Origin of the sequence: Microbacterium sp. 1.5R, assembly GCF_007667425.1 — a bacterium.
GTDB lineage: Bacteria > Actinomycetota > Actinomycetes > Actinomycetales > Microbacteriaceae > Microbacterium.
The window spans coordinates 138,661-162,753 of the sequence record NZ_VDRC01000001.1 but is presented as its reverse complement, the minus strand read 5'-3'; the positions used below and the strand labels follow the sequence as shown (position 1 = coordinate 162,753).

22 protein-coding genes, 1 tRNA gene and 1 pseudogene are annotated in these 24,093 nt (G+C 68.6%); 10 read left to right on the top strand and 14 right to left on the bottom strand.

All coding sequences use genetic code 11. The features are described 5' to 3' along the window. Window positions 1-6 precede the first annotated feature (6 nt). Window positions 7-594, bottom strand: a complete 588-nt coding sequence (locus FSY98_RS00835) for a DUF4190 domain-containing protein (protein WP_260857197.1) — start codon at window positions 592-594, stop codon at window positions 7-9. A 139-nt stretch (window positions 595-733) separates the two neighbouring features. Between FSY98_RS00835 and FSY98_RS00830 the strand changes: the two genes are divergently transcribed. After that, a complete protein-coding gene (locus FSY98_RS00830) occupies window positions 734-1,444 on the top strand; it encodes a beta-ketoacyl-ACP reductase (protein ID WP_144872818.1) in 711 nt (236 codons plus the stop codon). 15 nt (window positions 1,445-1,459) lie between these two features. Here the strand turns inward: FSY98_RS00830 and FSY98_RS00825 are convergent, their stop codons facing one another. Genes FSY98_RS00825 through FSY98_RS00815 form a run of 3 tightly spaced genes read right to left on the bottom strand, consistent with a single transcriptional unit; the run spans window position 1,460 to window position 4,112 of the window. Further along, a complete protein-coding gene (locus tag FSY98_RS00825; RefSeq protein WP_144872815.1) occupies window positions 1,460-2,158 on the bottom strand; it encodes an alpha/beta fold hydrolase in 699 nt (232 codons plus the stop codon). A 32-nt stretch (window positions 2,159-2,190) separates the two neighbouring features. Beyond that, window positions 2,191-2,826, bottom strand: coding sequence for a phosphoserine phosphatase SerB (gene serB / locus FSY98_RS00820; protein ID WP_144872812.1), 636 nt, complete (start codon window positions 2,824-2,826; stop codon window positions 2,191-2,193). A 44-nt stretch (window positions 2,827-2,870) separates the two neighbouring features. Beyond that, window positions 2,871-4,112 (bottom strand): glucose-1-phosphate adenylyltransferase, encoded by a 1,242-nt coding sequence (locus FSY98_RS00815; protein WP_144872809.1) that lies wholly within the window; start codon window positions 4,110-4,112, stop codon window positions 2,871-2,873. Between the two features lie 69 nt (window positions 4,113-4,181). Here FSY98_RS00815 and glgA point away from each other — a divergent pair, with 69 nt between their 5' ends. The 3 genes from glgA to FSY98_RS00800 all read left to right on the top strand — a co-directional run bounded on the left by glgA (window position 4,182) and on the right by FSY98_RS00800 (window position 6,519). After that, window positions 4,182-5,366: a glycogen synthase gene (glgA, locus tag FSY98_RS00810; protein WP_144872806.1), complete on the top strand. Its 1,185-nt coding sequence runs from the start codon at window positions 4,182-4,184 to the stop codon at window positions 5,364-5,366. Between the two features lie 17 nt (window positions 5,367-5,383). Next, entirely contained in the window at window positions 5,384-6,169 is a 786-nt protein-coding gene (locus FSY98_RS00805; protein ID WP_144872803.1) for an ABC transporter ATP-binding protein, read from the top strand. A gap of 92 nt (window positions 6,170-6,261) precedes the next feature. Continuing rightward, window positions 6,262-6,519: a type B 50S ribosomal protein L31 gene (locus tag FSY98_RS00800; protein ID WP_144872800.1), complete on the top strand. Its 258-nt coding sequence runs from the start codon at window positions 6,262-6,264 to the stop codon at window positions 6,517-6,519. 78 nt (window positions 6,520-6,597) lie between these two features. Here the strand turns inward: FSY98_RS00800 and FSY98_RS00795 are convergent, their stop codons facing one another. The 3 genes from FSY98_RS00795 to FSY98_RS00785 are packed head-to-tail and all read right to left on the bottom strand — an operon-like array spanning window position 6,598 to window position 10,185. After that, complete coding sequence (locus FSY98_RS00795) at window positions 6,598-6,879, bottom strand: hypothetical protein (RefSeq protein ID WP_144872797.1); 282 nt, start codon at window positions 6,877-6,879, stop codon at window positions 6,598-6,600. 53 nt (window positions 6,880-6,932) lie between these two features. After that, window positions 6,933-8,180: an alpha/beta fold hydrolase gene (locus FSY98_RS00790; RefSeq protein WP_144872795.1), complete on the bottom strand. Its 1,248-nt coding sequence runs from the start codon at window positions 8,178-8,180 to the stop codon at window positions 6,933-6,935. Window position 8,181: 1 nt separating this feature from the next. Beyond that, window positions 8,182-10,185: a DUF262 domain-containing protein gene (locus tag FSY98_RS00785; RefSeq protein WP_144872792.1), complete on the bottom strand. Its 2,004-nt coding sequence runs from the start codon at window positions 10,183-10,185 to the stop codon at window positions 8,182-8,184. Window positions 10,186-10,361: 176 nt separating this feature from the next. On the opposite strand from FSY98_RS00785, the gene FSY98_RS00780 reads away from it, so the two are divergent. Together FSY98_RS00780 and FSY98_RS00775 are read left to right on the top strand one after the other, a co-directional pair. Next, window positions 10,362-11,135, top strand: a complete 774-nt coding sequence (locus tag FSY98_RS00780) for a hypothetical protein (RefSeq protein WP_144876540.1) — start codon at window positions 10,362-10,364, stop codon at window positions 11,133-11,135. A gap of 186 nt (window positions 11,136-11,321) precedes the next feature. Further along, entirely contained in the window at window positions 11,322-11,825 is a 504-nt protein-coding gene (locus FSY98_RS00775; RefSeq protein WP_144872789.1) for a DUF3145 domain-containing protein, read from the top strand. A gap of 127 nt (window positions 11,826-11,952) precedes the next feature. Here FSY98_RS00775 and FSY98_RS00770 read toward each other — a convergent pair whose 3' ends face one another. Continuing rightward, window positions 11,953-13,356: a PLP-dependent aminotransferase family protein gene (locus FSY98_RS00770; RefSeq protein ID WP_144872786.1), complete on the bottom strand. Its 1,404-nt coding sequence runs from the start codon at window positions 13,354-13,356 to the stop codon at window positions 11,953-11,955. Window positions 13,357-13,451: 95 nt separating this feature from the next. On the opposite strand from FSY98_RS00770, the gene FSY98_RS00765 reads away from it, so the two are divergent. Continuing rightward, window positions 13,452-14,108 (top strand): YitT family protein, encoded by a 657-nt coding sequence (locus tag FSY98_RS00765; protein ID WP_144872783.1) that lies wholly within the window; start codon window positions 13,452-13,454, stop codon window positions 14,106-14,108. 69 nt (window positions 14,109-14,177) lie between these two features. Here FSY98_RS00765 and FSY98_RS00760 read toward each other — a convergent pair whose 3' ends face one another. The 6 genes from FSY98_RS00760 to aceE all read right to left on the bottom strand — a co-directional run bounded on the left by FSY98_RS00760 (window position 14,178) and on the right by aceE (window position 21,805). Next, the gene (locus tag FSY98_RS00760) at window positions 14,178-15,416 is read right to left on the bottom strand and encodes a beta-ketoacyl synthase (protein WP_144872780.1); all 1,239 of its coding nucleotides are present in this window, start codon (window positions 15,414-15,416) and stop codon (window positions 14,178-14,180) included. Between the two features lie 90 nt (window positions 15,417-15,506). Then, a complete protein-coding gene (locus tag FSY98_RS00755; protein WP_017202249.1) occupies window positions 15,507-15,755 on the bottom strand; it encodes an acyl carrier protein in 249 nt (82 codons plus the stop codon). Between the two features lie 69 nt (window positions 15,756-15,824). Further along, a complete protein-coding gene (locus tag FSY98_RS00750; protein WP_144872777.1) occupies window positions 15,825-16,826 on the bottom strand; it encodes a beta-ketoacyl-ACP synthase III in 1,002 nt (333 codons plus the stop codon). Further along, on the bottom strand, window positions 16,823-17,743 hold the full coding sequence (locus FSY98_RS00745) for an ACP S-malonyltransferase (protein WP_144872774.1): 921 nt from the start codon (window positions 17,741-17,743) through the stop codon (window positions 16,823-16,825). The genes FSY98_RS00750 and FSY98_RS00745 overlap by 4 nt, the downstream gene beginning before the upstream one ends. Window positions 17,744-17,847: 104 nt before the next feature. Beyond that, complete coding sequence (locus tag FSY98_RS00740; RefSeq protein WP_144872771.1) at window positions 17,848-19,047, bottom strand: CdaR family transcriptional regulator; 1,200 nt, start codon at window positions 19,045-19,047, stop codon at window positions 17,848-17,850. Window positions 19,048-19,078: 31 nt separating this feature from the next. Beyond that, window positions 19,079-21,805: a pyruvate dehydrogenase (acetyl-transferring), homodimeric type gene (gene aceE, locus FSY98_RS00735; RefSeq protein WP_144872768.1), complete on the bottom strand. Its 2,727-nt coding sequence runs from the start codon at window positions 21,803-21,805 to the stop codon at window positions 19,079-19,081. Window positions 21,806-21,958: 153 nt separating this feature from the next. Here aceE and FSY98_RS00730 point away from each other — a divergent pair. The 3 genes and pseudogenes from FSY98_RS00730 (at window position 21,959) to FSY98_RS16880 (ending at window position 24,091) form a co-directional block, all read left to right on the top strand. Continuing rightward, a tRNA-Val gene (locus FSY98_RS00730) sits at window positions 21,959-22,031 on the top strand. A gap of 168 nt (window positions 22,032-22,199) precedes the next feature. Next, a complete protein-coding gene (locus FSY98_RS00725; RefSeq protein ID WP_144872765.1) occupies window positions 22,200-22,835 on the top strand; it encodes a hypothetical protein in 636 nt (211 codons plus the stop codon). A 152-nt stretch (window positions 22,836-22,987) separates the two neighbouring features. After that, window positions 22,988-24,091: pseudogene (locus FSY98_RS16880) on the top strand (PrsW family intramembrane metalloprotease). Window positions 24,092-24,093: the final 2 nt, after the last annotated feature.

Sequence of the window (24,093 nt, the reverse complement as noted above, 5' to 3'; positions counted from 1 at the left end):
TGACGTTCAGGACGCGAAGATGAACGGCAGGGTGAACGCGCCGAGGAACAAGAAGCTGAACACCGTGGTGACGATGCCGACCGCCAGCACGGCGACCATGATGTACCCCATGATGAGGCCGGCGAAGGCCATGCCTCGGCCGCCGATCGACGGATCGCGCTTCGTCTGGCGCAGTGCCATATGGCCGGTGATGACGGCGATGATCGAGGCGATGAGAGGGATGACCGCCCAGAACAGGACGATGCCCGCGATGCCGCAGATGAGTGACGTGATCGCGAGCCCGCTGGTCGGACGCGATGCCGGGTAGATGGGCGCGGGGTACGCGGCGCCGTACGCCTGCTGCTGCGGCGGGGCACCGTAGGGCTGGACGCCGGCGGCCGTCGGAACTGCGCCCGGGTACGCCTGCGTCGGCGGCGTCGAGGTCGGGTAGGACGGGGCCTGCGGATAGGACGGTGTCTGCGGGTAGGACGGCGGCTGCGGGTACGACGGTGCGGCTCCGAATGGCTGCGGCGGCTGGTACGGCTGCGCCGGAGGTGCTGCGGGAGGCGGCGGAGGGGTCGGCCGTCCGCCGGAGAGGTGGTCGTCGTCGCTCACGGGCATGCCTTTCGTCGCGTTCAGCGTTCCAGTCGCACCGGTGTTCTGTCAAACACGCGGACATGGCGCGTGGAGGTCGACGGATAGGATCGTTGGCGACCCGGCCGTCGATCCTGCGCGGCCAGATCTGGAGTGGGAAATGAGCACTGATCGCGTCGTCCTCGTCACCGGCGGCAACCGCGGCATCGGCCGCGCCATCGCCGAGCGCTTCGTTCGAGACGGCTACCGGGTGGCCGTCACCGCGCGCAGCGGCGAGGGGCCTGAGGGCACGCTCACCGTCCGCGCCGACGTGACGGATGCCGCGGCCCTCGACGCCGCGTTCACCGAGGTCGAGCAGCAGCTCGGCCCCGTCGAGATCGTCGTCGCGAACGCGGGGATCACGAAAGACACCCTCCTGCTGCGCATGAGCGAAGACGACTTCGACAGCGTCGTCGCCACCAACCTCGGCGGGACGTTCCGCGTCGTCAAGCGTGCGTCCAAGGGCATGCTGCGCGCCCGCTTCGGCCGCGTCATCCTCATCTCGAGCGTCGTCGGACTGCTCGGTTCCGCGGGGCAGGTCAACTACTCGGCGTCGAAGAGCGCGCTCGTCGGGTTCGCCCGTTCGCTCACGCGCGAACTCGGCGGCCGGGGCATCACCGCGAACGTCGTCGCACCCGGGTTCATCGAGACCGACATGACCGCCGAGCTGCCGGAGGAGACGCAGAAGCAGTACAAGGCGAGCATCCCGGCTGGACGCTTCGCCACGCCCGACGAGGTCGCCGGAGTGGTGACATGGCTCGCCGGCGACGATGCGGGCTACATCTCGGGCGCGGTCATCCCGGTCGACGGTGGACTCGGGATGGGGCACTGACCCCGAGCGACCGCATCACCCGCGACGCGTGACCGCCGCGTCGATGAGCTCGGCGAGCCGGCTCGGAACCGAGAACTGCGGCCAGTGGCCCGAGCCGATCTTCACGACCTCGACGTCGGAGATCGCTCGGAACTCCTCCGCGTACGGACCCCAGCTCTCGAGCTGGGACTCCAACGTTCCCTGATCGAGTCCGCCCATCAGCAGCGTCGCGGGCACGCGGTGGCGGCCGCCTTCGAGGATGATGTCGTCGGTCGGCACCCGGGCCGGCACGCTCTTCGTCAGGGGAGTGGTGCGCGCCCGCGTCTCGTCGTCGAGGTCGGCCACGTCGTCGGCGTCGAAGCTCGCCCAACCGGGGAAGGGCACCACGCCGTCTACGACGTCGAACTCGCTGATGCCGAAGCCGGACGGAGGCGGAACGGTGTCGACGAAGATCACGCGGGAGACGGAGTCGGGACGGGCGTCTGCGACGCCCCACGCGACGTTCCCGCCCCCGCTGTGCCCGACGACCACGACCGGTCCGCTGACCGCGTCGACTGCGGCCACGCCCGCGGCGACCCAGTCGGCGATGCCGATGTCTGCGGAGTCTGCCGCCGGTGCGCCGACGCCCGGCATCGTCAGGGCGTGCACCCGATGCCCCCTGCCTTCGAGGTCGGTCGTCACGTCGTTCCAGCTGGTGGCGTCGAGCCAGAGTCCGGGGATGAGGATGATGTCCATGGCCCGACGATAGACCGGGCCTCCGACATCCGCTACGGCAGAAGGGGGATGATCGCGGAGAGGTCCTGCGGCCCGACCACGAGGCTCGCCGCTTCGCGCACCGCAGGCTTCGCGTTGAAGGCGAGTCCGAGTCCGGCGACGCCCATCATGAGCAGATCGTTCGCGCCGTCCCCGATGGCGATCGTCGCGTGGCGGGCCACGCCCAGCTCGTCCGCCCACTCCTGCAGCGACGCGGCCTTGGCCGCGGCATCCACGATGTCTCCGTCGACGACACCCGACAGGGCGTCGTCGACCACGGAGAGGCGGTTCGCGCGCCAGCGGTCGACACCGAGCAGCGGCGCGATGTGATCGAGGATCTCGTGGAAGCCGCCCGACACGACGCCGACGACTCCGCCTCGTTCGTGCACGGCCGCGGTCAGCTCGTTCACGCCCGGCGTCGGCTCGACCCGCGCGCGCACCCGGTCGAGCCGAGCGACGGGGACGCCCTCGAGCGCCGCCACGCGAGAGCGCAGGCTCGTGGCGAAATCGACCTCACCGCGCATCGCCGCCTCGGTCGCGGCCTGCACCTCGTCGCGACGACCCGCCTCGTCGGCGATCAGTTCGATCACCTCGTTGCGGATGAGCGTGGAGTCGGCATCGAGGACGACGAGGAAGCGCGCAGCGGTCACCCGTCGAGCCTACCCAGCGCAGAGGTCACCGCCGGACCGCGCCGTCACCGATCGATGAACACGCCCTTGCCGACGACGGTGATCCCGGAGTCCGTGACCGTGAACCCGCGGGCGAGGTCCCTCTCACGATCGACGCCGACCGTCGCACCGTCCGCGAGGATGACGTTCTTGTCGAGGATCGCGCGGTGCACGCGCGACCCGGCGCCCACCTGCACGTGGTCGAACACCACGGAGTCGGTGATCGTCGACCCGCCGCCGGCCAGAGTCCACGGGCCGACCACGCTGCGCTCCAGGTGGGTCCCGGACAACACCGAGCCGAGCGAGACGATGGAGTCGATCGCATTGCCGATGCGGCCCACCGAGTCGCGAACGAACTTCGCGGGCGGCGAATTGACCGCCTGCGAGTGGATCGGCCACTCCATGTTGTACAGGTTGAAGATCGGCAGCGTCGCGATGAGGTCGCGGTGCGCGTCGTAGAAGGAGTCGATCGTACCGACGTCGCGCCAGTACGACCGATCGCGCGGCGAGGACCCGGGGACCTCGTTCTGCTTCATGTCGTAGTAGCCCGCCTCACCGCGGTCGACGAAGTACGGCACGATGTCGCCACCCATGTCGTGACCGGAGGTGGGGGACTCCCCGTCTGCCTCGACGGCCGCGATCAGCGCGTCAGCGTCGAAGATGTAGTTGCCCATCGAGGCGAGCACCTCGTGCGGTGAGTCCTCGAGTCCGGTGGCGTCAGTGGGCTTCTCGAGGAACTGCTTGATGCGTCCCGTCTCGGTGTCCGCGTCGATGACGCCGAACTGCGACGCCATCGAGATCGGCTGCCGGATGCCGGCGACGGTCGCTTTCGCGCCTGACTCGATGTGCGCGTCGAGCATCTGACGGAAGTCCATCCGGTAGACGTGGTCGGCGCCGATCACCACGACGATGTCGGGCTTCTCGTCGTTGAGGAGGTTCATGCTCTGCAGGATCGCGTCGGCGGACCCGGAGAACCACCGCTTGCCCAGGCGCTGCTGCGCAGGGACGGAGGCGACGTAGGAGTCGAGCAGAGCCGACATGCGCCACGTCTGCGAGATGTGCCGGTCGAGGCTGTGCGACTTGTACTGCGTCAGCACCACGATCTGCCGCAGACCGGAGTTGATGAGGTTCGAGATGGCGAAGTCGATCAGACGGTACTGCCCGCCGAAGGGGACGGCGGGTTTGGCGCGGTCGGCCGTGAGCGGCATGAGTCGCTTGCCTTCGCCACCGGCGAGGATGATCCCGAAGACCTTCTTTGGTGCTGACATGTCCCCACCATAGAGGCCGCGCGGCTCCCCGAACTAGCATCTGGACAAGTGAGTCACTAGCGTCTAGGCATGCGCGTCGAAATGATCACGAAGGAATACCCGCCGGAGATCTACGGGGGTGCCGGCGTGCACGTCGCCGAGCTCGTCACGGCGCTCCGCCGCGACGTCGACGTGCGGGTACGGGCGTTCGGTGCCGAGCGGGACGAGCCGGGCACGTTCGCCTACCGGACTCCGTCAGGCCTGGCCACGGCCAACCCGGCCCTGCAGACCCTCGGCACCGATCTCGAGATCGTGGCGGCGATCGCCGACGCCGACGTGGTGCACAGCCACACCTGGTACGCCAACTTCGCCGGACACCTCGCCTCGCAGCTGCACGGCATCCCGCACGTCCTCACCGCGCACAGCCTCGAGCCGCTGCGCCCCTGGAAGGCGGAGCAGCTCGGGGGAGGGTACGCGGTGTCGAGCGGCATCGAGAAGCTCGCGTACGAGAACGCCGCGGCCGTCATCGCGGTCAGTGCCGGTATGCGCGCCGACATCCTGCGCAGCTATCCGGCCGTCGACCCGACCCGTGTGCGCGTGATCCACAACGGCATCGATGTCGACAAGTGGCACCCGGTGCAGAACGACGCGTTCCTGCAGTCCATCGGGATGGATCCGACCCGTCCCTCGGTCGTCTTCGTCGGACGGATCACCCGCCAGAAGGGCCTCCCGTATCTGCTGCGTGCGGCTGCTCTGCTGCCGCCCGAGGTGCAGCTCATCCTGTGCGCCGGTGCGCCGGACACCCCCGAGATCATGGCCGAGGTGCAGGAGAGCGTGCGTCTGCTGCAGCAGACTCGCGAGGGCGTGGTGTGGATCGAGCGGATGCTGCCGCGCGAGGAGCTCTCGGCGATCCTCACCGCAGCCACGACGTTCGTCTGCCCGTCCGTCTACGAGCCCCTCGGCATCGTCAACCTCGAGGCCATGGCCTGCGGTGCCGCCGTCGTCGGCACGGCGACCGGCGGCATCCCCGAGGTCGTCGCCGATGGAACGACGGGACGTCTCGTGCCGATCGAGCAGGTGCAGGACGGCACCGGCACCCCTGTCGACCCCGACCGCTTCGTCTCCGACCTGGCCGCGGTGCTCACCGAGGTCTCGACGGATCCGGCACGCGCTCGGGGGTACGGCGAGGCGGGGCGGGAGCGAGCACGGAACGACTTCAGCTGGGCGGCGATCGCCGACACCACGCGTGCGCTCTACGCGGAGCTGACCGCCTGAGCCGATAGGCTGGGGGCATGTCGAGCGCCCTGGAATTCACCGACGTCGTCGTGCGCCGCGAGGGGCGCGACATCATCGATCACGTGACCTGGCAGGTCTCCGACGATCAGCGGTGGGTGATCCTCGGACCCAACGGCGCAGGCAAGACGACGCTGCTGCAGCTGGCCGACACGCTCATGCACCCGACCTCCGGCACCGTGAAGGTGCTGGGGGAGACCCTCGGCAAGATGGACGTGTTCGAGGTGCGGCCGCGCATCGGCTTCGCCTCGTCGGCCATGGCCAAGCGCGTTCCCCGCGACGAGACTGTGCTCAACACGGTGCTCACCGCCGCATTCTCGGTGCTCGGGCGCTGGAACGAGAGCTACGAGGACATCGACGAGCGACGCGCGTTGCGGGTGCTCGGCGATTGGCGCCTCGACCACCTCGCGGACCGCACGTTCGGAACGCTCAGCGACGGGGAGCAGAAGCGGGTGCAGATCGCGCGCGCCGTGATGACCGATCCCGAGCTGCTGCTGCTCGACGAGCCGACCGCCTCGCTCGACCTCGGATCGCGCGAGGAGCTGCTGACGCTGCTCAGCGGCTACGCGTCGTCGCCGACGACGCCCGCGATGGTGATGGTCACGCACCACGTCGAGGAGATCCCGGTCGGCTTCACGCACGTCCTGCTGATCCGAGACGGGTCGATCGTGGCCGCCGGTCCGATCGCGGAGACGCTGACGGCCGACGCGCTCGGCGAGACGTTCGGGATGCCGATCACCCTCACCGCCGAAGACGGCCGGTACGCCGCGCGCGCCGCGTCCTGACGCGAGATCTGTTAGAATCGATCCTTGGTGCGTTCGGCACCGCAGACTTCCCTCGTCCCTGGCACAATCCAGGGCAGCAACTAAGGAATCCCATGAAGACTGACATTCACCCCGAGTACAAGGCCGTCGTGTTCCGCGACCTCGGATCGGGCGAGACCTTCCTCACCCGTTCGACCGTCACCAGCGACAAGACCGTCGAGCTCGACGGCGTCGAGTACCCGGTGATCGACGTCGAGATCTCCTCGGCCTCGCACCCGTTCTACACGGGCAAGCAGCGCATCATGGACTCGGCCGGTCGCGTCGAGAAGTTCAACCAGCGCTTCAAGGGCTTCGGCGGCTCGTCCAACTGAGGACGCCACCACGACGAAGGCCCCGGTTCCTCGGAACCGGGGCCTTCATCGTTCCCCGATGCGGCGGCGCAGGACGGGTCAGAGATCCAGCGTGATGCGGTCGCCGCGGATGCCGTCCGGCGGGTCTCCCGCGACGGGGGCGGGAGCCATGCGCTTCGTCTGACGGTCGCGCTCGGCGCCCGCCTCGTGCGCCGACGGCATCCAGACCGCTTCGAACGATCCGCCGAGCCCGCCGCCCGGTCCCTCGTACTTCCGCTCGAGCGGCATGCGCGAATACACGGCGACGATCACGACGACGATGACGATCACGACCAGGAGGACGATCGCGATCGTGAGGAGCATCCCTATCGTCTCGGCCATGCCACCAGGCTAGGGGACGGTGCCGGCGACGGCATCCGCCCAGGGGATGATCCTCAGCGGATGCGCCGACCGTGGGCCAGGTCGATGAGGTGGGTGAGGACGGGACCCGAACGCAAACCGTTGTGCTCATGCTCGCTGGTGATCCAGAGCTCGACTCCGGGGAGCAGTCGTCCCGTCTCGAGGGAGAACTCCAGCGGCACATAGACATCGTTCGCGTAGACGGCTGCGGCCCCCGTTGCACCCGACGTCTCGATCGCCACACGGTCGTACAGGCGCGGCCACTCGAACTCCGCGAGTTCGAGAGCCACGTCGCGCCACGGCTGGAAGGCGGGGACGGTCTCCGTCCACTCGCGGCGGATGTGCTCACCGGTGAACAGGGTGACGTCATCGCGGAAGTCGGCCGGTTCAGTGCGCTCGGCAGACCATCGCGTGGCGTGCCCGTCGGCGTAGCTCGACTCGTGGAAGGCGAAGTAGAGCGGGTTGCGGCCCCCGTACGGCATCGCGTTCATGAGGTCGTAGCGGAAGGCGTTCGATCGATGGTCGCGCTCGAGCAGCGACCAGAGCGTCTGCCATCCCTCGTTCATGCCCAGGGCGGACCCCACCGAGCGCAGCCGCGAGGGCGACACGACCTCGCCGTCGGGAAGGACGATGTCTCCCGCGTCCGCGTGGTCGACGAGGCGGCGCATCCGGTCGCGGTGCTCGGGGAAGCGACGGTAGTAGCGCTCCGAGGCATCGCGCATCTTGTCGTAGCACAGCGCGTAGACGTTGTCGGGGTGGCGGCCGACAGCGCTGAGCCCACCGGTGATGAACACGTCGGCGAGCGAGCTCGCGTCGGTCGAGAGATAGGCGAGGGTCGTGAAGCCGCCGAACGACTGCCCGAGCAGGCTCCACGTGATCGCGCCCAGGTGCTCGCGCATCGCCTCGCAGTCGCGCACGATCGCATCGGCGCGGAGATGGGTGAGGTACTCGGCGACGGCGGTCGCGCCGCGGGCGAGGTCGTCGTCTCCGACCGGAGTCGACAGTCCGGTGCCGCGCTGATCGAGCATGACGACGCGGTAGTGCGCGAGTGCCTCGTCGAGCCAGGCGGGGGCGGTCGACGAATGGAACGGGCGGGGCGCCTCATGCCCGGGCCCACCCTGCAGGTACACGAGGTAGGGCAGTGAATCGCCGCCGTCCCGCGTCACCACGCGCGCGAAGACCTCGATCGTACGGGTGTCGGCGGGGTCGCCCCAGACGAGGGGAACGGTGAGGGTGTGCTCCTCGATCGCGAGGTCGAGCAGGCGGTGGATGGTGGTGGTCATGTCACATCACGTTCCCGATGTAGGAGTACTTCACGAAGACCTCCGAGGCGATGTCCGCCTCCTGGAGCACGCCCTGGACGGCGCTCATCATGTAGTTCGAGTCCCAGCCCATGTAGAGGTGGTGGGTGTCGTCGAGCTGATCCCACTGGCCCTTCCATGCGGTCTGATCGTAGATCGGCCCGCCGTGCGTCGTGCAGTACGAGACCGCCGCGTCCCGCGTATCGGTCCAGGCCCGACGGAACACCCGGTTGAAGAGGTGCCTGACGTCGTACACCTCCCAGCGCTCGCCCCGGTACTCGACGTATTCGAACTCGCGCTCCCATCCGGCCGGCCATCCGCGTCTCCGGACCGCGTCGAGGACGGGGGTCAACCCGTCGTCGTCGATCTCGGGCAGTGCAGGGCGGGCCCAGATGCGCAGCAGGTCGGCGGTGAGACGCACCGTGCGCTGCGAGATGGCCGCGGTTCCCCAGGTCTCGGTCTCCTGCAGCGCGGCCGTCTCGGGCACAGCGCTCCTCGCGTACGCGGAGGTGCGCTTCACGGGGTAGGACTCGCCGAAGTACCGCTCCGACAGCGGCTGTTCGAGAAGCGTGAGGTTTCCGAGCGTCGGGGCGAGGGCCCGGTGCGCGTTCCGCTCGTCGTCGGAGTAGTCGATCCACTCGCGGGTGCCGTCCCCCGACCAGCTGTCGCTGGGGACGGTCGGGACGATGTGCTCGACGTCGAAGTCGTCAGTGTCGTCGACGCCCTCGAGCCGACCGAGCACGTATGCGGGGTGGGGGAGTTCGCTGTACTTCAGCACGGCGCTCACCCGCTCGTCCGACGGCGTGATCCGGGCGAAGGCGCGCTCCAGCGCGTCGGGGCCGTCACGCCGCGCACGACAGAGCCGGGCCACCAGCCGCTCGTTCGGGAGATTCACGAGAGTTCGCCGCAGGTACATCGCCTGGATCCGCTCCAGGGTCAGGATGAGCTCGTCGCGGGCGATGAGACCGCGCGTGTAGTCGCTGTATGCGCTGAGCACGAGTGGATAGGCCGCCCGCCCGAACGTGTTGACGAAGCCCAGCTGTCGGGCGATCTCCGGGTCATGCTCCCGTGTCGGGTCGAGGAGGATGCCGTAGATCTCGGCGTAGCGGCGCCAGACCTCGGCATCCGCCTGCAGGTGCTCCACGTCGACGCGCGGGAAAGAGTGTCGGAACGCGCTGTAGACCCCGTGCTCGCCGTTCGCCGCGACCTCGCGACCGGTCGTCATGACGAGGTAGTGACGCCAGAACGCGCCGATCGTCTCACCGGTATGCCGTTCGATCGGGAGCCAGAACCGCTCCTCGACGTCGAGCTGCTCCGAGTGGGTCAGCCCCATGAGGATGTAGTTGTGGATGAGTTCGTGGTCTCGGAGCGGCTCACCCGTCGAGTTCAGGCTCTCGAAGATCTGCTGGGCGTTCGCCTCGGCGCCGAGCGTGATCGAGACGTGTTCGAGTCGCCGCAGGCCGCGCCAGATCGTCGGCACCTCGTCGGCGTGCACCTGACTGCGGAAGAACGCGTAATTGTCGTCGAAGCGCGACTCGCGCTCGGCGCCGTCACCGCGCTCCAGTACGACCGACTCGTACAGGTCGGCCCACGCGTCATGCGGCCGGAGCTTCGTGCGCGTCGGGTCGTCGGGGCGGACGAGCACACGGGAGAGCTCGGCGGCCAGCGGGCGGTCGGTGTCGCGCACCGCATGCTGCAGGGCGGCGATGAGCAGCATCAGCGTGGTGATGCGCTGCTGCCCGTCGATCAGGACGAGGTCGGTGTCGGCATCCGAATCATCTGCGGCCGAGAGGATCGAGCCGATGAAGTGCCGGTGCGAGTCGTCCTCCGCGGCGACCGCGCGGACGTCGGCGAGGAGCTGCTCGCAGCCGCCGATGTCCCACCGGTACTGCCGCTGGTACACCGGTACGACGATGGTGGTGGAGTCCGCTGCGAGCCATTCGATCGTGTTGACGGCTGTCGCCTCGACGTTGGTCGCGGTGCTCATGCTGATGTCTCGCCCTCCCATGACGCCGGTCGCCGTGGAGTCGCCAGGCGCCCGATTCAGTCTATTCGCTTATTCACGGCGCCCCTCAGCGGGCGCTCCGCGGCCCGCTGTTAGGCTTGCCTTATCAGGGCCTGTTAAAACGTGCTGGCCCCCGATGAAAGGACATGACTCAGATCATGGGATACATCAAGTCCAAGGCGCTCGAAGACAAGGGCTTCGTCGTGCTCGACAGCTACAACCAGGAGCTCGACCCCAAGGAGTGGCTCGACATCGAGTACAACGACTGGAAGTCCTCGGGCGACACCCGCTTCGCACCCCTCGCAAGCGCCAAGGGTGAGATCGAGTGCAACGGTTTCTGGAACCACAAGCCGCCGCGCACCGACAAGGACGGCGTCTGGATCGACGAGCAGACCGCCAAGGCTCCGAACCTGACGCGCCGCGCCCAGGAGCCGGGTGCGAACGTCGGCCGCTGCCGCGTGATCGAGCTGCAGCCGACCCCGTACGGCGAGTGCCTCTACAACCTGCACCAGGACGACAACAACCGCCTCAACCCCGACGGCACCGGCTGGGTCGTGCGCGGGTTCTTCAATCTCACCGACGACAAGGACAGCTTCTTCGTCCTGCGCGAGAACCGCACCGACCCGAGCATCGAGTACCGTATCGCCCTGCCCGCCGGTGCGCAGCTCATCGTCGACACCCAGCGTCTGTGGCACGCCGCCACGCACGTCGGCACCGAGCCGCGTTACTGCCTGATCACCTCGTGGACCTCGGGCCCCGAGCTCGACGCCTACATCGAGAAGTACAACGGCACGCAGGACGTCCCGAACGTCGAGGTGCCGCAGGACGTGCTGGAGGCGGGCTACGCCGAGCAGGCTCGCCGCGACGAGGCTCGCGCCGCCTACTACGCGGCGAAGGGCCAGCAGGTCAAGCAGGCCATGAGCGAGGCGTGATCCTCGGCTGAACAGACCCTCGAGGGTCGGAAGGCCCCGGTCGTGCGACCGGGGCCTTCGTCATGCGAATGACAAGCTTGTGATTTCCTCGTCTCTGGGCGAGAATGGGCGCATAACTGCATAGAACCGCCGGTCTCTCGGTGTTCAGGTCGTTGGGGAAGACGCACCTGATGAAACGGAGAGATCATGGCGACGACGTACGCACGCGGAGTGGTGTTCATCCACTCCGCACCTCGCGCGCTCTGCCCGCACCTCGAATGGGCGGTGGGACGCGCTATCGGTCGTGCAGTGAACTTCGACTGGTCGGATCAGCCCGTGCTCGACGGCGCCCGCCGAGCCGAGTTCTACTGGGACGGACCTGCCGGAACCGGCGCTGCCCTCGCGACCGCGATCCGAGGCTGGGAGCACCTTCGCTTCGAGGTCACGGAGGATCCGACGCCCCGCAGCGACGGCGGTCGCTGGCTGCACACGCCGGATCTCGGCATCCACTACGCCCAGACGGATGCCGCGGGCAACATCGTCATCGGCGAGGACCGCATCCGCTACGCCATGGAGATCGCCGCGGGAAGCGCCGCCGAACTGCAGCGCGAGCTCGACATCGCGCTCGGCTCCGCGTGGGACGACGAGCTGGAGCCGTTCCGCCACGCGAGCGACGATGCGCGAGTCGTCTGGCTCCACAAGGTGGGCTAAGCGCACAGGCATGGAGTCGGCGAGGCGCGAGTATCGGATGCCGGTGATCTCTCCCGGACGCTGAGAAGGCGTTTCCCCCTCCGGATGACGAGGACCCCGCCCCACAGGGACGGGGTCCTCGTCTGCGTCAGATCACCGCGGCGTGGGACAGCTCCGCGGGGCGAGGCGCGTCCCCCGTGTGGACGTCGTCCCAGGCTGCGCGGAGTCTTTCCAGAGCGAGCGCCGTCCGGTCCGGCGGCAGCGTGATGGGGATGCGCAGCCGTCGTTCCAGCACCCCGCCCATCGCGAATCGCGGGCCGGGGGGCACGACGAGGCCTCGCGCTCTCGCAGCCAGCGACAGGGTCGTCGAGATCGGAGCGCCCAGATCGATCCACGCCGACAGTCCGCCAGGGGTCGGGGGCATGTCGACGCCGTCGACCTCGGCGAGCCCCTGCGCGACAGCCGTGCGCCCGTCGTGCAGACGGGTCCGGATGTGGCTGCTCAGCGCGGTCATGTCCTGCAGCAGTTCGAGCGCGATGCACTGCTCGAGGAGCGCTGTGCCCAGCTCGAACGACGGCCGGGTCGCGAGCAGGCGGGTGATGAGCGGGCGCTCAGCGCGGATCCAGCCGATCCGCAGGCCTCCCCACGCGATCTTCGACATCGAGCCGATCGTCACGACCTCCGGGCTGAATGCCGCCAGAGGGGTGGGGGCCCATCCTCGATCGATGTCGAGCTCCGCCGTCGTCTCGTCGACGATCACACGCGTCCCGACATTGCGCGCGGCCGTGGCGATGCGATCGCGGGCCGACTCCGGCAGGGTCGCCGCGGTCGGGTTGTGGAAGTCGGGGATGAGGTAGGCGATGTGCGGGCGTCCACGGAGGAGCGTGTCGGTGACGTGCCGCTCGTCCCAGCCGTCGTGGTCGACCGGTGTGGGGAGCATCCGATAACCGTGTCGATGGATCGCTTCGAGGGCGTGCGGAAACGTCGGCTGCTCGACGAGCGCACGCTCCCCGCGGCGGTTGAGTGTGGCGAGGATGAGGTTCAAGGCGTTCAGCGCGCCCGAGGTGATGATGATCTGCTCCGGATCGGTCGGCAGACCCCTGGCCGAGAATCGCTCGGCCACGGCATCCCGCAGCTCGGGCAGCCCCTGTAACGAGTACCCGCTGGTCCCGCGCAGGGTGGCGAGGCGCGGGAGCGAGCGGACTGTGGCGTCGTACAGACCCGGCGTCGAGTCCATCGAGGCGATCGACAGGTCGATCATCGTCTCGTCGTCGACCATCGGAATCACCGTGTCGGAATGGGGGAGTGCCACGCGGGTGCCGCCACCGTGCACGCGCGACACGAATCCGCCGGCTTCGAGGATGCCGTAGACGCGAGTCGTCGTGGAGCGCGAACGGCGCAGCTCGATCGCCAGGGCCCGCTCGCTGGGGAGCCGTTCGCCGACGGTGATGCGTCCGTCGAGGATGAGGGCGCGGATGCGGTCGGCGAGTTCGACGGCGGTCGCCCCGGCGACGTGGCGGGCGCCGAGCTGTTCCACGAGACGGGATGTCATTCCTCCATCATCACCCAAAGTGGCCTGATTTCGGCAGACCACTTTTCCGGGAGTGGACTCGCCGTCTCACGGTGCTGCGCCGCCACGATGGAGTGATGCACATCCGGTCCGTCTTCCTCCCGATCACCGCGACGAGCCGCCGCGATCTCGCCGAGCGCCTTGCGCAGCTCCTCGTCGGGCTCTTCCTCTACGGCGTCGCACTCGGGCTCATGGTGCGCGGCGGCATCGGTGTGGCGCCCTGGGACGTCCTGGCTCTCGGGGTCTCCGGCAGCACCGGACTCGGCTACGGCCTCGTGACCGTGCTCGTGTCCATCCTGGTGCTGATCCTGTGGATCCCGCTGCGCCAACGGGTCGGACTCGGAACGCTGCTCAACGCTCTGCTGGTCGGCCCGAGCGCCGACCTCGCACTCGCGCTCGTCCCGACGCCGCCGTCCGTCTGGGTCGGCGCCCCGATGTTCGTCGCGGGTCTCGTGCTGCTCGCCTTCGCCACCGGTCTGTACATCGCGGCCGACTTCGGCCCCGGCCCCCGTGACGGTCTCATGACAGGACTCGTGCGTCGCACCGGCTGGCGCGTGTGGATCGTGCGCACCCTCATCGAGGGCAGCGTGCTGCTCGTGGGGTTCCTGCTCGGCGGGCCGGTGGGTGTCGGCACGGTGCTGTTCGCGTTCGGGGTCGGACCTCTCGTCGGCCTCTTCCTCCCGTGGTGCACGCGTTTGCGCGAGGCCCGATCCCGGCAGCTCGCGAGGCGCTGAGACCGTACGACGAAGCGCCGTGCTGCTCTGCGATGCGCAGAGCGGCACGGCGCTTCTCGGGGCTGCGGATCAGTCGGCGCTGGCGAACACCGCGACGGCGTTGTGCCCGCCGAAGCCGAAGGAGTTGCTGATCGCGACCTGGGGTCCGTCGCCGAGGGCCTGCGTCTCGCCGGAGAGCTTGAACGGAACGGCCGGGTCGGGCTCGGTCATGTTGATCGTCGGCGGTGCGACGCGGTCACGCAGGGCGAGCAGCGAGAAGATCGCCTCCAGGGCGCCGGTACCGCCGAGCAGGTGCCCGGTCGAGGCCTTCGTCGCCGACACGGGGATGTCGTCGATCCGGTCGCCGAACACCTTCCTCAGGGCCACGTACTCGTTCGGGTCGCCGACGGGCGTCGACGTCGCGTGCGCGTTGATGTGGGTCACCTGGTCGGGGCTGATGCCCGCGCCTTCGAGCGCCTGGGTCACCGCGCGAGCCGCACCGTTGCCCTCGGGGTCGTTGCCGGTGATGTGATACGCGTCGGCCGTGACGGATCCGCCGAGGACGTATCCGTAGATCTTCGCGCCGCGCGCCTTCGCATGCTCTTCCGTCTCGAGGATGAGGGCGGCGGCGCCCTCTCCCATCACGAAGCCGTCACGGTCGATGGCTCCGGGGCGGGACGCCGTGGCCGGGTCGTCGTTGCGCCGGGAGAGCGCCTGGGCGGAGGCGAACGACGCTATGGTGATCGGGTGGATCGCCGATTCGGTGCCGCCGGCGATCACGACGTCGGCGAGACCCTCCTGCAGGTGATCGTAGGCGTGGATGAGCGACTCGGTGCTCGAGGCGCAGGCGCTCACCACGGTCTGCGCGTAGGCGCGCGCCTCGAACTGCAGCGAGAGGTTGCCGGCTGCCGCGTTGGGCATGAGCATCGGCACCGTCAAGGGCATCACGCGTCGCGGGCCCTTCTCACGCAGGGTGTCCCACGCGTCGAGCAGCGTCCAGAGACCTCCGATGCCGGTGGCGAAGTCGACGCCGAGACGCTCGGGGGCGACTTCGGGGGAGCCGGCGTCGGCCCACGCCTCACGAGCGGCGATGAGAGCGAACTGCGACGACGGGTCGAGGCGCTTGGCCTCGTGGCGAGGCAGCACCTCTTCGGGGCGGACGGATGCCTCGGCGGCGAAGGTGACGGGGAGCTGGTACTGCTCGACCCAGTCGTGCTCGAGCGTGCGGGCTCCCGAGACACCGGCCAGAAGATTGGCCCAGTTCTCGGGGGCGGTGCCGCCGATGGCGGACGTGGCACCGATCCCGGTGACGACGATGCGCTTGGTCATGTGTGGTTCCTTGTCAGGCGGATCGAACAGATGATGGGCAAGGCAGAGGATGCCACGCCCCGCTGACGCGGGGGTGGCATCCTGAGTGGATTACTCCTGGCCTGCGACGATGAAGTTGACCGCGTCGCCGACCGTCTTGAGGTTCTTGACCTCGTCGTCGGGGATGGTGACGCCGAACTTCTCCTCGGCGTTGACGACGATCGTCATCATCGAGATCGAGTCGATGTCGAGGTCGTCCGTGAACGACTTCTCGAGGGCGACCTCGGAGGCGTTGATACCGGTCTCGTCGGTGATGAGCTCTGCGAGGCCCGCGAGGACCTCATCGTTGGTGAAAGCCATGGTGGTCTTCCTTTTCTTACGGGGTTGATTTCGGAACCGTGGAACAGTCTAGGGAAGGTCAGCGCTTTCTCAGGGAAGGACGACGACCTGTGCGGCGAAGACGAGCCCCGCGCCGAACCCGATCTGCAGCGCGAGTCCGCCCGACAGCTCGGGGTGCTCGGCCATGAGCCGGTGGCTCGCGAGCGGGATGGAGGCCGCCGAGGTGTTGCCAGTGGTCTCGATGTCGCGCGCGATCACCGTCGTCTCGGGCAGCTTCAACTGCTTCGCGAACTCGTCGATGATGCGCATGTTCGCCTGGTGGGGGATGAACGCGGCGATGTCGTCGGGGCCGACGCCCGCCTTGTCGAGCGCCTCGCGGGCGACCTTCGCCATCTCCCAGACCGCCCAGCGGAAGACCGTCTGTCCCTCCTGGCGCAGAGTCGGCCACGGCACGTCGCCATCGCGGAAGTCGGTGAGGGTGCCGTTCATGCCGACGGCGTCGGCCTTGGAGCCGTCTGAGCCCCATACCGCGGGGGCGATGCCCGGCGTGTCGCTGGGGCCGATGAGAGCGGCGCCTGCGCCGTCGCCGAGCAGGAAGGAGATGCTGCGGTCGGTCGGGTCGACGATGTCGGAGAGCTTCTCCGTGCCGATCACCAGCGCGTAGCGGGCGGCGCCGGCGCGGATCAGGGCGTCGGCCTGGGCAACGGCGTAGGCGTACCCGGCGCACGCCGCGTTGATGTCGTACGCGGCCGCCGGGTTCGCGCCGACGCGGTCGGCCACGATCGCCGAGACGGACGGCGTCTGCTTCGGGTTGCTGATGGTCGCGACGATCACGAGATCGACCTGGTCGGCGGGGACGCCGGACTTCTCGATCGCCTCGGCGGCGGCCGTGGTCGCGAGGTCGATCGCGTCGGTGCCCTTGTCCGCACGGGTGCGGGTCACGATGCCGGTGCGCTGGCGGATCCACTCATCGCTCGAGTCGATCGGGCCGACGAGGTCGTCGTTCGGGACGGCGTTCTCGCCGCGGGCGGCGCCGTACGAGTAGATGCGCGTGTACGCGGGACCGGTGAGCTGGGTCAGCGTGGCGGTCATGCGGCTTCTCCGTTCAGCAGCGCGACGGCCGCGTCGAGGTCTTCGGGGGTCTTGACGGCCACGGTCGGCACGCCGCGGAGCCCGCGCTTGGCGAGTCCGGTGAGGGCGCCGGCCGGGGCGAGCTCGATGAGGCCGGTGATGCTCTGCTCGGCGAAGGACGCCATGCAGAGGTCCCAGCGCACGGGGGACGACACTTGGTCGACGAGGTAGTCGAGGGCCAGCTGCCCCTCGGAGACGACGGACCCGTCGCGGTTGGTCCAGAGCGTGATCGACGGGTCGGCGGGGGCGACGTCGGCCACGGCCTCGCGCAGCGCGTCGACGGCCGGGGCCATGAACGACGTGTGGAAGGCACCGGCGACCTGCAGCGGGATCACGCGAGTGCCCTTGAGAGGGTCGGCCGCCAGAGCCGCCAGCGCGTCGAGTTCGCCGGCGACGACGAGCTGACCGCCGCCGTTGTAGTTCGCGGGGGACAGGCCGAGTTCGGCGAGGCGGGCGAGGACGGCATCCTCGTCCCCTCCGAGGACCGCGCTCATGCCGGTCGGCGTCTGCGCCGCGGCGTCCGCCATCGCACGACCGCGGATGCCGACCAGGCGCATGCCGGTCTCGGCGTCGATCACTCCGCTGTTCGCCAGTGCGGCGATCTCGCCGACCGAGTGGCCGGCCACGCCGTCGGCGCGGCGGCCCGCGCGCGACTCCAACGCCGAGCCGGCGACGAGAGACGCGGCGACGATGAGCGGCTGCGCGATGCGCGTGTCGCGGATCGTGTCGGCATCCGACTCGGTGCCGTGGAGGCGGAGGTCGACCTCCGCTGCCTCGGAGAACGCGGCGACGGTCTCAGCGACGCCGTCCAGTTCGAGCCAGGGGGAGAGGAAACCGGGGGTCTGGGAGCCCTGTCCTGGGCATACGACGACAATCACATCCCCAGTCTGCCAACGATCTGCCGTGAGCGGTGGATGATCCATCACAAGTTTCGGCCGAACCGTTGTGAGTGGCGTACAGCGGGTTGACGGCGAGGCGGGGGTCAGCGCGACGGCCGACGCAGCGGAGCGCGCCGGCGCCCCTGGTCTGCGGCACCGATCGAACCGAGGATCAGCGCGGTCTGCAGGATGAGCGCTTCGCGCGGCCCCGTGGCGTCCCAGCCGATCACCTCGCTCACCCGCTTCAGGCGGTAGCGCACGGTGTTGGGGTGCACGAACAGCTCGCGGGCCGTCGCTTCGAGCGAGCGGCCGTTGTCGAGGTAGCTCCACAGGGTCGTGACCAGGTCGGTCGAGTGCGCCTGCAGCGGGCGGTAGATCCGCTCGATGAGCGTCTGCTTGGCGAGCGGGTCGCCCGCGAGAGCTCGCTCGGGCAGCAGATCGTCGGCCTCGACGGGGCGGGGCGCGCTGCGCCAGGCGCGCGCGACAGCGAACCCGGCGAGTGCCGCCCTGGCGCTCTGGCTGGCGTCGACGAGTGCGGCGACGGCCGGACCCAGCACGACGTACCCGGGGCCGAACGAGGGTTCCAGGCGCGCGGCGATCTCGTCGAAGCCGAGTTCCTCCTCGTCCTCGTTCTCCTGTCCGGGGACGCGAGCACGCCCGATCACCAGCACGAGGCGTGAGCCCTGCACTCCGATCAGCACGTCGACCGCGAGCTTGCGGGCGGTGCGGCGGACGAGGTCGACATCGAACTGCGGAGGAGTCGTGCCGACGAGCACCGCGACCTCGCCATGGCCGTGCCAGCCGAGGGCGGCGATGCGGCTCGGGAGCTCTTCGTCGGCCTCGCCCGTGAGGATCGAATCGACGACGAGGGCTTCGAGTCGGGCGTCCCACAGGCCACGGGCCTCGGCGGCGCGCGCGTAGACGTCGGCCGCCGCGAACGCGACATCGCGCGAGTAGAGGAGGATCGCCTCGCGCAGATCCTCGCCCCTGCCGGCGACGCGCTCCTCGGTGACCTCGACCGTGACGCGGATCAGCTGCAGCGTCTGCTGCAGGCTCACGCTGCGCAGCAGCTCACGCGGAGCGGCGGCGAAGATGTCGGCGGCGATCCACGGCGTCGACGTGGGGTCCTCGTACCACTGGATGAACGAGGTGATGCCCGCCTGCGCCACCAGCCCGACCGCGGAGCGGCGGGCCGGTGGCATGTCGGCGTACCAGGGGAGCGTGTCCTCCAGGCGCTTGATCGTCACCGAGGCGATGTCACCGGAGATCCGCCGCAGCCAGGTGAGAGTCGCGGCCTTGTCCATGCCGCGAGGAGACGATCCTGTCACCGATGGCTCAGCTTTCGCCGCCTGCGTTGCCGCTCGTGCCGGCGTTCACGTCGTGCAGGCGGTACTTCTCGATGGCCTGCGCCGCGAGCGAGCGGTCGACCTTGCCCTCTTCGGCGAGCGACTGCAGCGTGCGCACCACGATCGACGGCCCGTCGATCTTGAAGTAGCGGCGAGCGGCGGCGCGCGTGTCGGAGAAGCCGAAGTCGTCGGCGCCGAGCGTGGCGTAGCGGTTCGGCACCCACGGGCGGATCTGGTCCTGCACGGCGTGCATGAAGTCGCTGACCGCGACGACCGGACCCTCGGCGCCCTGCAGCTTCTGCGTGAGGTACGCGGTGCGGGGTTCCTCGTCGGGGTGCAGGAAGTTGTGCTGATCGGCGGCGAGGCCGTCGCGGCGCAGCTCGGTCCACGAGGTCACCGACCAGACATCGGCGACGACGTTCCAGTCGTTCTTCAGCAGCTCCTGTGCTTCGAGGGCCCAGGGGAGGCCGACGCCCGAGGCGAACAGCTGTGCGCGGGGGCCGTCGCCCCCGCCGACCGAGACGCGGTGGATGCCGCGCACGATGCCGTCGACATCCACGTCCTCCGGCTCCTTGGGCTGCACGAGCGGCTCGTTGTAGACCGTCATGTAGTACATGACGTTCGGGTCGGGGTGGTTGCCGCCGTACATGCGCTCGAGGCCGTCCCGCACGATGTGGGCGATCTCGTAGCCGTAGGCGGGGTCGTACGACACCGTCGCCGGATTGGTCGACGCGAGCAGGTGCGAGTGGCCGTCGGCATGCTGCAGGCCCTCACCCGTGAGAGTGGTGCGGCCGGCGGTGGCGCCGATGATGAAGCCGCGCGCCATCTGGTCGCCGGCTGCCCACTGGGCGTCGCCGGTGCGCTGGAAGCCGAACATCGAGTAGAAGATGTAGATCGGGATCAGCGGCTCGCCGTGCGTGGCGTACGACGTGCCGGCGGCGGTGAACGCGGCCAGCGCTCCGGCCTCGTTGATGCCGACGTGCACGATCTGGCCCTGCGGGCTCTCCTTGTAGGCGAGGAGCAGCTCGCGGTCGACCGACGTGTAGTGCTGACCGTTCGGGTTGTAGATCTTCGCCGTCGGGAAGTACGCGTCCATGCCGAACGTGCGCGCCTCGTCGGGGATGATCGGCACGATCCGGTGGCCGAACTCCTTCGAGCGCAGCAGGTCCTTCAGCAGACGGACGAACGCCATCGTCGTCGCGATCTCCTGCGTGCCAGAGCCCTTCTTCGGCAGCGCGTACGCGGCGTCGTCGGGCAGCGAGAGGCCGACGTGCGTCGAGCGGCGCTCCGGGAGGAAGCCGCCGAGGGCCTTGCGGCGCTCGAGCATGTACTGGATCGTCTCGTCCTGGGGTCCCGGGTTGTAGTACGGGGGCAGATACGGGTTCTCTTCGAGCTGCGCGTCCGTGATCGGGACGTGCATGGTGTCGCGGAACGTCTTGAGGTTGTCCAGCGTCATCTTCTTCATCTGGTGGGTCGCGTTGCGGCCCTCGAACTGCGGCCCGAGGCCGTAGCCCTTGACCGTCTTCGCCAGGATGACCGTCGGCTGGCCCTTGTGCTCGGCCGCGGCCTTGAACGCCGCGTACACCTTGCGGTAGTCGTGGCCACCGCGCTTGAGGTGCCAGACCTGGTCGTCGGTGTAGTCGGAGATGAGCGCCGCAGCGCGCTCGTCCTTACCGAAGAAGTGCTCACGGACGTAGGCGCCGGATTCGGCCTTGTACGTCTGGTAGTCGCCATCCGGCGTCTGGTTCATGATGTTGAGCAGCGCGCCCTCGGTGTCACGGGCGAGCAGGTCGTCCCACTCGCGGCCCCAGACGACCTTGATGACGTTCCAGCCGGCGCCGCGGAAGTACGACTCCAGCTCCTGGATGATCTTGCCGTTACCGCGCACAGGGCCGTCGAGGCGCTGCAGGTTGCAGTTGATCACGAAGTTGAGGTTGTCGAGGCCCTCGTTGGCCGCGACCTGCAGCTGACCGCGGCTCTCGATCTCGTCCATCTCGCCGTCGCCGAGGAACGCCCACACCTGCGAGTCGGAGGTGTCTTTGATGCCGCGGTTCTCGAGGTACTTGTTCGACATGGCCTGGTAGATCGCGTTGATCGGCCCGAGGCCCATCGACACGGTCGGGAACTGCCAGTACTCGGGCATCTGACGCGGGTGCGGGTAGGAGGGGATGCCGTGCGGCGCCTGCGACTGCTCCTGGCGGAACCCGTCGAGGTTCTGCTCGGTGAGGCGACCCTCGAGGAACGACCGGGCGTAGATGCCGGGGGAGGCGTGACCCTGGATGAAGATCTGGTCGGCGCCGCCGGGGTTGTCGGCACCGCGGAAGAAGTGGTTGAAGCCGACCTCGTAGAGCGCCGCCGAGGACGCGTAGGTCGAGATGTGGCCGCCGACGCCGATGCCGGGGCGCTGCGCGCGATGCACGGTGACCGCGGCGTTCCAGCGGATCCAGGCGCGGTAGCGGCGCTCGATCTCTTCTTCGCCGGGGAACTCGGGCTCGTTCTCGGCCGCGATCGTGTTGATGTAGTCGGTGGTCGGTACCATCGGCACGCTGAGGTGCAGCTCCTTGGAACGCTTCAGCAGGCTGAGCATGATCTCGCGCCCACGGCCGTGGCCCTTGGCCTCGACGAGCTCGTCGAGCGACTGCTGCCACTCGCCCGTCTCGTCCGGATCGCTGTCGAGGTTGCCCTGGGAGTACGGATCCTGGTCGTGCACAGTCACGGGGGAGCCTTTCGTCATGCTGGCAGGTCATGCCAAGGAAACGGGAAGCGACGCGGGCAGCCTTGTCGGCTGTTCACAACGCGTGCCGCCCTCAGCCTATCCCTCTTCCACGACATCGGTGCGCATCCGTCTGCCGATACACTGAGGTCACCAGGGCCTTTAGCTCAGCTGGTAGAGCGCCACGTTTACACCGTGGATGTCGTCGGTTCGATCCCGGCAGGGCCCACCGCATTTAACCAGGCACACGGGTGACCCTCCACCTGACGCGTTTACCCCGGCGGCCCCGTCTGCCGTCTGGGTTCGACGTGCGGTCTCAAAGAGCCTTGGCAAGCGCGAAGGATTCTGGGACTCTTGAGGCGTCTAGCAGTGCCAGGCGGTGTGATCGGGGGGTCTCATGGTGGTTCAACGTTCGCGAATTCGGGTGCCGGTGGAGCATCGCTTTCTGGGCTTGGATGTGCGGACTTTCCCCGCAGCGCTGATAGCCCTTGGTGTGTGTCTGGCGTTGATCTATGGATGGCCGGCCGCGAACGCGGCGATCGCGTGGGATGACCCGATACGTGCGGGGGATGTGATTGATCTCGGCGATGGTGCGCGGGCGGTGCCGCCAGTGGGGTGGCAGTTGGAGTCCGGGGTGCGGACGGGCGGCGGGACACAGCCTCCAGATGGCATCGATGTGCTTCTCTCCAGCGGTAGCACGACGATCGAGATGCGCGGCACGGCATTCACGGGGGATGCGGGGGCGTTCCTCGATCAGGTGGAGACCTCACAGGGGCAGTCTCCGGCTGCGGTGACGGGCAGTCGGGGGACGGTGACGACGACGGCGGGACTGGTCGGGGTGAGTCAGACGAGCTCGAGCCCCTCGGGTGAGGAGTTGCTGGTGTCTTTCAAGATGGCGACCGGTGAGCCGAAGCAGATCGACGATGCGCCGGCGTTGTTGGTCATCGTGCGTACGGCACCGGGTCAGTACGAGCGAAACCGCCACATCATCGACGCGTTCATCGCGAGCATCCAGCCGGGGAGCACCCGGTGAGCGGCGGGGTCGGGACCGTCGAGACGGACGAGCGGCAGGCCCAACTCGACGCGATCGAGCAGTCCGGATGGGGTGTGCGGTTCCGTTTCCTGCAACCTCGGAATCTGGCGTTCTGGGTGTATGTCCTGGGAGTCGGGGCGGGAATCGTGGGGATGGTGAAGTTCTTCGGACAGGCCACGGGCTTCTACGGCACCGCACTCGCCGGCGGAGTCGTCCTGTTCGCGATCTATCTCGTCCCGTGGTTGCTGTTCCTGCACCACCAGAACCGTTTCACCTCCCAACCTCCCCGGCTTCTCATCGCGGCATTCGTGTGGGGGGCGACGGCGGCGACGTTCTGGATCGCGATCACCGCGAACGGGGCGCTATTGGAGATCTGGGCGAAGATCGGCGGAACCGCGTTCGCACAGCAGTGGGCGGCGGGTCTGACCGCGCCGATCAATGAGGAGTGGGGCAAGGCCGTCGGACTGGTCCTTCTTCTCTGCCTCGCACGCCGGATCGTGCGGAGCCCGTATGACGGTTTCATCATCGGTGCCTACATCGGCTTGGGGTTCCAGGTCTCCGAGGATGTGCTGTACGTGGTCAACGGTGCGATGGCATCCTTCGGCAGTGATTAGCTCGGAACCGCCCTGCAGGTGTTCGCGCTGCGCGGGCTGGTGGGGGTCGTATCACATGCGTTGTTCAGCGCCGTGTTCTGCGCCGGTCTGATGTGGGCACTCACCCCAGTGCGCGCTCAGCGCAACGTGCCGTTGGGAATCGTCGTCATGCTCGCAGCGATGATCCTGCACTTCGCGTGGGATGACCTCTCGGGCCTTGGCAGCGGCATCGTGCCCATCCCGGTGATCATCGTGATCGTCGTCGTCATCGACTTCACGGTGCTTCTGCTCGTGCTGCGATTCGCCGCACGAGGAGAGCGAGAATGGATGCGCGACATCCTGCAGCCGGAGGTCACCTCCGGTGTGATGGACACCGCTCTGCTCGACGCTGTCAGCGGGTTCGGGAAGCAGCACCATGCGGAGAACCGCGCAGCGCACGGCCGACGCCGCGGCCGCCACCGGATCGCCGCCGCCCACGACCTCGCCCAGGCCCTCGCCACCAGCGAAGGCACCGACAACGACGACGTCGCCCACGCCCGCAACGAGATCCGCCGCCTCGACACGCGCACCACGCACCCGACCACTCGACGGGATCACTCAGAGCCCGAGCACGCCCAACATGCCGCGAGGTCACGCTCGCGCATACACCCACGAAAGGGATGAAC

Coding starts and splice junctions, on each gene's coding strand:
- FSY98_RS00725 (WP_144872765.1), top strand. CDS start 22,200: ATGGTGGTTCAACGTTCGCGAATTCGGGTGCCGGTGGAGCATCGCTTT.
- FSY98_RS00770 (WP_144872786.1), bottom strand. CDS start 13,356: ATGACATCCCGTCTCGTGGAACAGCTCGGCGCCCGCCACGTCGCCGGG.
- FSY98_RS00750 (WP_144872777.1), bottom strand. CDS start 16,826: ATGACCGCCACGCTGACCCAGCTCACCGGTCCCGCGTACACGCGCATC.
- FSY98_RS00785 (WP_144872792.1), bottom strand. CDS start 10,185: ATGAGCACCGCGACCAACGTCGAGGCGACAGCCGTCAACACGATCGAA.
- FSY98_RS00760 (WP_144872780.1), bottom strand. CDS start 15,416: ATGACCAAGCGCATCGTCGTCACCGGGATCGGTGCCACGTCCGCCATC.
- FSY98_RS00805 (WP_144872803.1), top strand. CDS start 5,384: ATGTCGAGCGCCCTGGAATTCACCGACGTCGTCGTGCGCCGCGAGGGG.
- FSY98_RS00780 (WP_144876540.1), top strand. CDS start 10,362: ATGGGATACATCAAGTCCAAGGCGCTCGAAGACAAGGGCTTCGTCGTG.
- FSY98_RS00825 (WP_144872815.1), bottom strand. CDS start 2,158: ATGGACATCATCCTCATCCCCGGACTCTGGCTCGACGCCACCAGCTGG.
- FSY98_RS00790 (WP_144872795.1), bottom strand. CDS start 8,180: ATGACCACCACCATCCACCGCCTGCTCGACCTCGCGATCGAGGAGCAC.
- FSY98_RS00775 (WP_144872789.1), top strand. CDS start 11,322: ATGGCGACGACGTACGCACGCGGAGTGGTGTTCATCCACTCCGCACCT.
- FSY98_RS00755 (WP_017202249.1), bottom strand. CDS start 15,755: ATGGCTTTCACCAACGATGAGGTCCTCGCGGGCCTCGCAGAGCTCATC.
- FSY98_RS00740 (WP_144872771.1), bottom strand. CDS start 19,047: ATGGACAAGGCCGCGACTCTCACCTGGCTGCGGCGGATCTCCGGTGAC.
- glgA (WP_144872806.1), top strand. CDS start 4,182: ATGCGCGTCGAAATGATCACGAAGGAATACCCGCCGGAGATCTACGGG.
- FSY98_RS00815 (WP_144872809.1), bottom strand. CDS start 4,112: ATGTCAGCACCAAAGAAGGTCTTCGGGATCATCCTCGCCGGTGGCGAA.
- FSY98_RS00830 (WP_144872818.1), top strand. CDS start 734: ATGAGCACTGATCGCGTCGTCCTCGTCACCGGCGGCAACCGCGGCATC.
- FSY98_RS00765 (WP_144872783.1), top strand. CDS start 13,452: ATGCACATCCGGTCCGTCTTCCTCCCGATCACCGCGACGAGCCGCCGC.
- FSY98_RS00795 (WP_144872797.1), bottom strand. CDS start 6,879: ATGGCCGAGACGATAGGGATGCTCCTCACGATCGCGATCGTCCTCCTG.
- FSY98_RS00800 (WP_144872800.1), top strand. CDS start 6,262: ATGAAGACTGACATTCACCCCGAGTACAAGGCCGTCGTGTTCCGCGAC.